The organism is Micromonospora sp. U56 (assembly GCF_018070095.1).
Classification (GTDB): Bacteria; Actinomycetota; Actinomycetes; order Mycobacteriales; family Micromonosporaceae; genus Micromonospora; species Micromonospora purpureochromogenes.
The window spans coordinates 182291-189997 of record NZ_JAGPYL010000003.1; the positions used below are offsets into that span (position 1 = coordinate 182291).

Annotated in this window: 8 protein-coding genes; 4 read left to right on the forward strand and 4 right to left on the reverse strand. The window is 73.2% G+C overall.

All coding sequences use genetic code 11. The features are described 5' to 3' along the window. Positions 1 to 32: 32 nt before the first annotated feature. On the forward strand, positions 33 to 662 hold the full coding sequence (locus KBX37_RS03160; RefSeq protein ID WP_210774408.1) for a DedA family protein: 630 nt from the start codon (positions 33 to 35) through the stop codon (positions 660 to 662). A gap of 22 nt (positions 663 to 684) precedes the next feature. On the opposite strand, the gene KBX37_RS03165 is transcribed toward KBX37_RS03160, so the two are convergent. Then, positions 685 to 1323 carry a TetR/AcrR family transcriptional regulator gene (locus tag KBX37_RS03165; RefSeq protein ID WP_210774409.1) on the reverse strand — a complete coding sequence of 213 codons (639 nt, stop codon included), beginning with the start codon at positions 1321 to 1323 and terminating at the stop codon, positions 685 to 687. Positions 1324 to 1401: 78 nt separating this feature from the next. On the opposite strand from KBX37_RS03165, the gene KBX37_RS03170 reads away from it, so the two are divergent. The 3 genes from KBX37_RS03170 (at position 1402) to KBX37_RS03180 (ending at position 4802) form a co-directional block, all read left to right on the forward strand. Next, positions 1402 to 1854, forward strand: coding sequence for an SCP2 sterol-binding domain-containing protein (locus KBX37_RS03170; RefSeq protein ID WP_210774410.1), 453 nt, complete (start codon positions 1402 to 1404; stop codon positions 1852 to 1854). A gap of 1 nt (position 1855) precedes the next feature. Then, positions 1856 to 3070, forward strand: coding sequence for an acyl-CoA dehydrogenase family protein (locus KBX37_RS03175; protein ID WP_154940702.1), 1215 nt, complete (start codon positions 1856 to 1858; stop codon positions 3068 to 3070). A gap of 169 nt (positions 3071 to 3239) precedes the next feature. Then, complete coding sequence (locus KBX37_RS03180) at positions 3240 to 4802, forward strand: AMP-binding protein (RefSeq protein WP_210774411.1); 1563 nt, start codon at positions 3240 to 3242, stop codon at positions 4800 to 4802. A gap of 61 nt (positions 4803 to 4863) precedes the next feature. On the opposite strand, the gene KBX37_RS03185 is transcribed toward KBX37_RS03180, so the two are convergent. The 3 genes from KBX37_RS03185 to purD are packed head-to-tail and all read right to left on the reverse strand — an operon-like array spanning position 4864 to position 7515. Then, positions 4864 to 5700: a hypothetical protein gene (locus tag KBX37_RS03185; RefSeq protein ID WP_210774412.1), complete on the reverse strand. Its 837-nt coding sequence runs from the start codon at positions 5698 to 5700 to the stop codon at positions 4864 to 4866. Continuing rightward, positions 5693 to 6217 (reverse strand): SigE family RNA polymerase sigma factor, encoded by a 525-nt coding sequence (locus KBX37_RS03190; RefSeq protein ID WP_307848923.1) that lies wholly within the window; start codon positions 6215 to 6217, stop codon positions 5693 to 5695. Before KBX37_RS03190 ends, KBX37_RS03185 begins: the two co-directional genes overlap by 8 nt. 50 nt (positions 6218 to 6267) lie before the next feature. Continuing rightward, positions 6268 to 7515 (reverse strand): phosphoribosylamine--glycine ligase, encoded by a 1248-nt coding sequence (gene purD / locus KBX37_RS03195; protein WP_210774413.1) that lies wholly within the window; start codon positions 7513 to 7515, stop codon positions 6268 to 6270. Positions 7516 to 7707 lie beyond the last annotated feature (192 nt).

Here is a 7707-nt window from a genome sequence, read left to right on the forward strand (position 1 = left end):
GGGGGCGGTGGTCGAGCCCGGAGCATGAGGGCATGGAGTCCGTGCTCGACCTGCTCCACCACACGGTCACCTCGCCGTGGGTGTACCTGGTGATCCTCGTGGTCACCGCGGTCGACGCGTTCTTCCCGGCGGTGCCCGGCGAGACCGTGGTGATCACCGCCGGGGTCTTCGCCGTCGGCGGTGAGCCGGACATCGTGGCGGTGATCGTGACCGCCGCGCTCGGGGCGCTCGTCGGTGACCACATCTCCTACGGCATCGGCCGGGGCGGCGGCGCCCACCGGCTGGCCCGGCTCCCGGCGGAGAGCCGCCGCCGAACCAGCTCCGAGTGGGCCCGCCGGGCCGTGGACCGGCGCGGCGGGATGATCCTGATGACCTCCCGGTACGTGCCCGGCGGCCGCACCGCGGTCACCCTGACCATGGGCGCGGTCCGCTACCCGCTGCGCTGCTTCCTGCTCTTCGACGCCTTCGCGGCCAGCACCTGGGGGACCTACTGCGCCCTGCTGGGCTATTTCGGCGGCCTGGCCTTCGAGCGCGACCCGATCAAGGCCCTGCTGGCCGGCGTCGGGATCTCCCTCGCCGTCACCGGGCTGGTGGAGTCGGCCCGTTGGCTGCGCCGCCGCGCCCACCGCCGCGCCGACCGCCGCGCCATCGCCCGCCGCTGACCGTCGCTTCCTGGCGTGGCGGTCAGGCCGCCGGAGGGCGCCAGGTGGCGCCGCGCAGCAGTTGGCCGGCGCCGAGCCAGGCGACGTTCATCATCCGGGTGGCGGTCTTCTCCGGGTCGGCCTCGGGGTGGTCGGCGAGCCAGTCGGCCAGCGACTCGGTCGCGCCGACCAGGGCGTACGCGACGACCTCCAGCTCGGTCTCGCCCACCTCGCGCCCGTCGGCGCGCAGCGCGTGGTCGAGCATCCCGGCGACCACCTCGACCAGCCGGGCGCGCATCGTGGCCAACTCCGCGGCGAACGGCTGCGAGCCCCGGGCCTGCCGGTAGAGCACCGCCCAGCCGTCCCGGTGCGCCCCGACGAAGCCGAAGAAGGCGCGCAGCCCCCGCCAGAGCCGCTCGTCGGCGGGGAGGTCCGGGGCGGCGGCACCAGCGATCGCCTCCATCATCCGGGTGCCCTCGCGGTGCAGGCAGGCGACGAAGAGCTCCTCCTTGGTGCCGAGGTAGGCGTAGACCATCGGCTTGGAGATGCCGGCGTCCTCGGCGATCTCGTCCATGCTGGCGGCGTGGAAGCCGCGCCGGGAGAAGACCTTGACCGCCGCGTCGAGCATCTGCTGCTCGCGTACGGCGCGGGGTAGGCGCTTGAACGTGGGGTTGCTGGACACTCTTGCGAGCATACCTACTCGTGCGTAAGGTTACGCCCGAGTAACCAAAGTCGGCCCGCCCGAGAGGTGCATTCCCCCATGACTGACTTCGACCCGGCCAACTTCGCCAACGTCGGCCCCAAGGAGTTCGCGCAGCTGGTCAAGTCCACCCCCGACGACAAGATCGCCGAGGTGATGTCCGGCGACCTGCGCGACAAGATCCTCAGCGAGGTCTTCGGCCGGATGCCGCAGCTGTTCCGCGCCGACAAGGCCGGTTCCACCAACGCGGTCATCCACTGGAACATCACCGGCCGGCCCGACGGTGGCACCGACACCTACGAGGTCGCCATCGCCGACGGCGCCTGCACCGTCAACGAGACCCCGCAGCACGACCCGAAGCTCAGCCTCACCATGGGCCCGGTCGAGTTCCTGAAGATCGTCTCCGGTGGCGCCAACCCGGTGATGATGTTCATGACCGGCAAGCTCAAGGCCAAGGGCGACCTGGGCCTGGCGGCCAACATCGCCAACCTGTTCGACATCCCCAAGTCCTGACATGGCCGAGTTCTCGCTCGACCTGAACGAGGAACAGCGGGATCTACGCGACTGGGTGCACGGCTTCGCCGCCGAGGTCGTGCGCCCGGCCGCGGCCGAGTGGGACGCCCGGGAGGAGACTCCCTGGCCGATCATCCAGGAAGCGGCGAAGGTCGGCCTCTACGGCTTCGAGTTCCTCGCCACCTGCTGGGCCGACCCCACCGGCCTCTCCCTGCCGATCGCCAGCGAGGAACTCTTCTGGGGTGACGCGGGCATCGGCCTGAGCATCTTCGGCACCGGCCTCGCGGTCGCCGCCATCTACGGCGCGGGCACCCCCGATCAGATGGTCGAATGGGTGCCGCAGTGCTTCGGCGACGTCGACCAGCCCGCCGTCGCCGCGTTCTGCACCAGCGAGCCGGAGGCCGGCTCCGACGTCGGCGCGATGCGTACCCGGGCGGTCTACGACGAGGCCACCGACGAATGGGTGCTGCGCGGGCAGAAGGCGTACGCCACCAACGGCGGGATCGCCGGGGTGCACGTGGTCACCGCCTCGGTCGAGCCGGAGCTGGGCTCGCGCGGGCAGGCCGCGTTCGTCGTACCGCCGGGGACCGCCGGGCTGAACGCGACCCGCAAGCTGCGCAAGCTGGGGCTGCGCGCGTCGCACACCGCCGACGTCTTCCTGGACGACGTACGCGTGCCCGGGCGCTGCCTGCTCGGCGGCCGGGACGCCCTGCTGGAACGACTCGACCGGGCCCGCTCCGGCCGGAAGGCCTCCGGCCAGGCCGCGATGCGCACCTTCGAGCTGTCCCGGCCCACCGTCGGCGCGCAGGCGCTCGGCGTGGCCCGGGCCGCCTACGAGTACGCCCTGGACTACGCGAAGGAAAGAGTCCAGTTCGGACGGCCGATCATCGAGAACCAGGCGGTCGCGTTCGCGCTGGCCGACATGAAGATGGAGATCGACGCCGCCCGGCTGCTGGTCTGGCGGGCCTCCTGGATGGGCCGCAACAACCGCCCCTTCACCGCCGGCGAGGGCTCGATGTCCAAGCTCAAGGCGGGCGAGGTGGCCGTCGCGGTGACCGACCGGGCGGTGCAGCTGCTCGGCGGCGCGGGCTTCCTGCGCGACCACCCGGTCGAGCGGTGGTACCGGGATGCCAAGATCTACACCATCTTCGAGGGCACCTCGGAGATCCAGCGGCTGGTCATCTCCCGCGCCATCTCCGGCATGCAGATCCGCTGACCGTCACCCTCGGTGGCGACGTCCGACACGGCCGGCTGTCCACCAGGTGGCCAGGGGTCGTACCGGTTGGGCTCCGGCAGGCATCCGGTGCATGATCGAAAGGTGACGTCCGGCTGAAGGGCCCCTGCGGGGGCCCTTCACGCTCACCCCCCGGAGAAGGAGGCGCCACATGGACCTGCCGTTCGTCGTGGCCACGCTGACCCGGCGGGGGCTGCTCACCCCGGGCCGGCCGATCCGGGTCGCCTCCCAGCTCCAGGCGCTGCGCAAGTGGGGTTGGAGCCTCGCCGGCGAGCTGCGCCAGGCCGCCGCCCGCGACCCGCGCCGGGTCGCCGTCATCGACGAGCAGGGCACCGAACTGACCTACCAGGAGCTGCTCGACCGGGCCGAGCGGCTGGCCCGGGCGATGCGGACCGGGCTCGGCGTACAGGCCGGCGACCGGGTCGGGGTGCTCTGCCGCAACCACCACGGGCTGATCGAGGCGGTCGTCGCCGCCACCGTGCTCGGCGCCGACGCGGTGCTGGTCAACAGCGGCCTCTCCGCCGCCCAACTGGCCACCGTGACCGAGGAACAGCGCCTACGGGTGCTGGTCCACGACGACGAGTTCGCCGACCGGCTCCTCGGCCTCCCCGCCGAGGTGCACCGGGTGGACGAGCGCGGCCTCGAAGAGCTGATCGCGGGCGCGCTCCGCGGCGACCTGCAACCGCCCGAGCGCGACGGCCGGACGATCGTCCTCACCTCCGGCACCACCGGCGCGCCCAAGGGCGCCCGTCGGCCCACTCCCCACGGCTTCGGCCCGCTGGTGTCCATCATCGACCGGATCCCGCTGCACACCCGGGACACCGTGCTGATCGCCGCGCCGCTCTTCCACACCTGGGGGTACTCCGCCCTCCAGTTCGCCTTCGCGCTGCGCGCCACCATCGTGCTGCACCGCCGTTTCGACCCGGCCGCCACGCTGGCCGCGCTGGTGACCCACCAGTGCCAGGCGCTCTTCGCCGTACCCGTGATGGTGCAGCGACTGCTCGACGTGCCGCCGCCGGAGCCGCGGCCGCCGCTGAAGGTGGTCGCGGTCAGCGGCTCGGCGCTGCCCGGCGGGCTGGCGCCGCGGTTCATGGACGTCTACGGCGACGTGGTCTACAACCTGTACGGCTCGACGGAGGTCTCCTCGGCCACCATCGCCTCCCCCGCCGACCTGCGCGAGGCCCCCACCACCGCCGGCCGGCCGCCGCACGGCACCCGGCTGGAGATCCTGGACGACGACGGCCAACCGGTGCCCAACGGCCGGGTCGGGCGAATCTTCGTGGGCAACGAGATGCTCTTCGAGGGCTACACCTCCGGGGCGCGGCGGGAGACCCACGACGGGCTGCTGGACACCGGGGACCTCGGCCGGATCAACGCCGACGGGCTGCTCTTCGTCGACGGCCGCGCCGACGACATGATCGTCTCCGGTGGGGAGAACGTCTTCCCGTCCGAGGTGGAGGATCTGCTGGCCCGGCTTCCCCAGGTCCGGGAGGCCGCCGTGATCGGCGTACCCGACCCCGAGTACGGGCAGCGGCTCGCCGCCTTCCTCGGCCTGCACCCCGGCGAGGTGCTCGACCCGGAGGCGGTCCGCGAGTACGTCCGGCACTACCTGGCCCGGTTCTCCGTACCCCGGGACGTGATCTTCGTGAAGTACCTGCCGCGCAACGCCACCGGCAAGGTGCTGAGCCGGGAACTGCGCCGCTACTACGGCTGACCGGCCGGTTGCGCTGAGCGCCGCGCCGGGGGCCGCGCGATCGGCGCGACCCCCGGGACGCTCACGGGTAGAGGGTCAGCCCCGGCATCCGGGCGACGATCGCGAGCTGATCCAGGGTGAGCAGCGGCGTGTCGGCGGTCTTCGAGGTCTCCACGCTGTTGTCGACGCCGTTGTTGGTGATGGCCAGCACCGAGGTGCCGTCCGGCCGCAGCAGCAGGACCGACAGTTGCCGATGCCGCCGTTCCGCCGGCATCGTGCTGTGCAGGGCCACCGAGCCGTCGGGATAGCGGACGACCTCGCAGTTCTCCGGGTCGGGCGCCTGGGCGCAGTTCGGGACAGCCTCGTCGCGTGGGGTGGGGGCCACCCGGAGCAGGAACAGGCCCGAGTCCTTCCCCCGCCGGACCGTGCCGCTCACGACGTATTCCCGGTAGCTCGGGTGGTACTGGAACTGCGGCTCGGCGCAGCCCTTCTGCCCCGGGTCGATCCGCACGTCGGCGGGCAGCCGGTTGCGCAGTCCGTCCCGCAGCGCCGCGGTCAGGCGGGCCACCCCGGCGGCGGGTTCCTCCGTCGGACGGTCGCGCACCGTGCCGTGCGACTGCAGCGGCGGCTGCGGCCCGCTGGGCTTCGGCGTCACGCCGGTGCAGAGCCGCACTTCGGCGGTGGGGCTGGCGGTGGGTGAGCCGATCGCCGGAGGCACCGTCCGGGGCGCCGGTCCCCCGGCGATCAGCGCCGGTGTCACGACCGCCGCGGCCACGGCCGCCGCCACCCCGGTGCCGCTCCACACCCAGGTCCGGTGCCGGCGACGCTGCCGCTCGACCCGGATCAGCTGGTCGACGTCGATCCGGCTGGGTGGCGCGTCGGCCACCGCGAGGCGCAGCTCGTGCGAGATCTCATCCATCGGTACGTGCCTCCCGACTGGTCGGTGCGGCGACGAGGCGGCCCCGCAACGCCTCGATCGCCCGCGCGGACTGGCTCTTCACGGTCCCCGGGGTGCAGCCCAGCTCGCGGGCGGTGTCCTCGACCGACAGGTCGCAGAAGTAACGCAGCACGAGCACCGCGCGGCGGCGCGGCGGCAACTCGGCGAGGAGGGCGAGGACGGTGAGGCGATCGGCCGTACCGTCGGTGGTCGCGCGGACCGCGCTGTCCGGCACCTCCGCCCAGGCGGCCTCCCGCCGCCACGGCCGGCGGCGCTCGTCCAGCCACACCCGCAGCAGGGTGCGCCGGACGTACGCGTCCGGACTGTCCATGGCGGACACCCGCCGCCAGTGCCGCAGCAACCTGACCAGCGCCGTCGACACCAGGTCGTCGGCCGTGTGCCAGTCGCCGCAGAGCAGGTACGCCGTGCGGCGCAGCGGTTCCAGCCGCGCCGCGACGTACTCGCGGTAGCCCTCGATGTCGGCAGGCAATCCCGCCACCTCCTCACCTCACCGTTCAAACGGAGGCGACGGTGCCGGAGGTTGCCCGGTCAGCCCGGAACGGCGATCCGGCCCTCGACCGCGGCGGCGGCGATGTCGGTGCGGTGGTGCGAGCCGGCCAGCTCGACGCCGCGTACCAGGGCGTAGGCGGCGTCCCGCGCGGCGGCGAGGTCCGGGCCGGTGGCCGTACCGCAGAGGACCCGGCCCCCGGCGGAGAGCAACGCGCCGTCCGCGGCCCGGCAGGTGCCGGCGTGGATGATCCCGGCGCGGTCCACGCCGGTGATCACATCACCGGTACGCGGGGACGCGGGGTAGCCGTCGGCGGCGACCACGACCGTGACGGCGGCGCCGTCGCGCCAGCGCAGCGGCGGGTGCGCGGCCAGCGTGCCAGTGGCCGCGGCGTGCAGCAGCCCGGCCAGCGGGGTCTCCAGCAGGGCGAGGACCACCTGGGTCTCCGGGTCGCCGAAGCGGGCGTTGAACTCGATCACCCGAGGGCCGGCGGCGGTCAGCGCCAGGCCCACGTAGAGCAGCCCGGCGAACGGGGTGCCCCGGCGGCGCATCTCCGCCAGCGTCGGGTGCACGACGTCGCGCATCACCTCGTCGACCAGGCCGGGCGGCGCCCAGGGCAGCGGCGCGTACGCGCCCATGCCGCCGGTGTTCGGGCCGCTGTCGCCGTCGCCGACCCGCTTGAAGTCCTGCGCCGGGAGCAACGGCAGCGCCGCCTCGCCGTCGGTGACCACGAAGAGCGAGACCTCGGGCCCGGCGAGGTACTCCTCGACCACGACCCGGCCGCACTCCTGCGCGTGCTTCAACGCGGCGTCCCGGTCCTCGGTGACGACGACGCCCTTGCCGGCGGCCAGCCCGTCGTTCTTCACCACGTACGGCGCACCGAACTCGTCGAGGGCCCGGGCGGTGCTCTCGGCGTCCGTGCAGGTGTGGGCGCGCGCGGTCGGTACGCCGGCGGCGGTCATGATCTCCTTGGCGAAGGTCTTGGAACCCTCCAGCCGGGCCGCCTCGGCCGACGGCCCGAACGCCGCGATGCCCTTGGCCCGCACCGCGTCCGCGACCCCGGCGACCAGCGGCGCCTCCGGCCCGATCACCACCAGGTCGGCCTGCACCTCGACCGCGAGCGCCGCCACCGCACTTGGATCGGTGGCCGCCACGTCGCGCAGCTCGGCGATGCCGGCGATCCCCGGATTCCCCGGCGCCGCGATCACCCCGGCAACGCTCGGGTCACCGACCAGCCCCAGCGCGAGCGCATGCTCCCGCCCCCCACCACCCACAAGAAGAACCCGCACGCCGGCGATCCTACCGACCCCCCTTCCCACCCCGTTGATCATGAAGTTGTTGCCCACCATGTCGGGGTGGTTTCTAGGCTTCAGTGCAACTGATCTTGGTTGGGCTGGGGGTGCTGGTGGCGAGGCCGGGTGTGTTGACGTTCGGGCATCGGCAGGTGTTGGAGCATTTGTGGGCTTCGGGTCGGACGATCT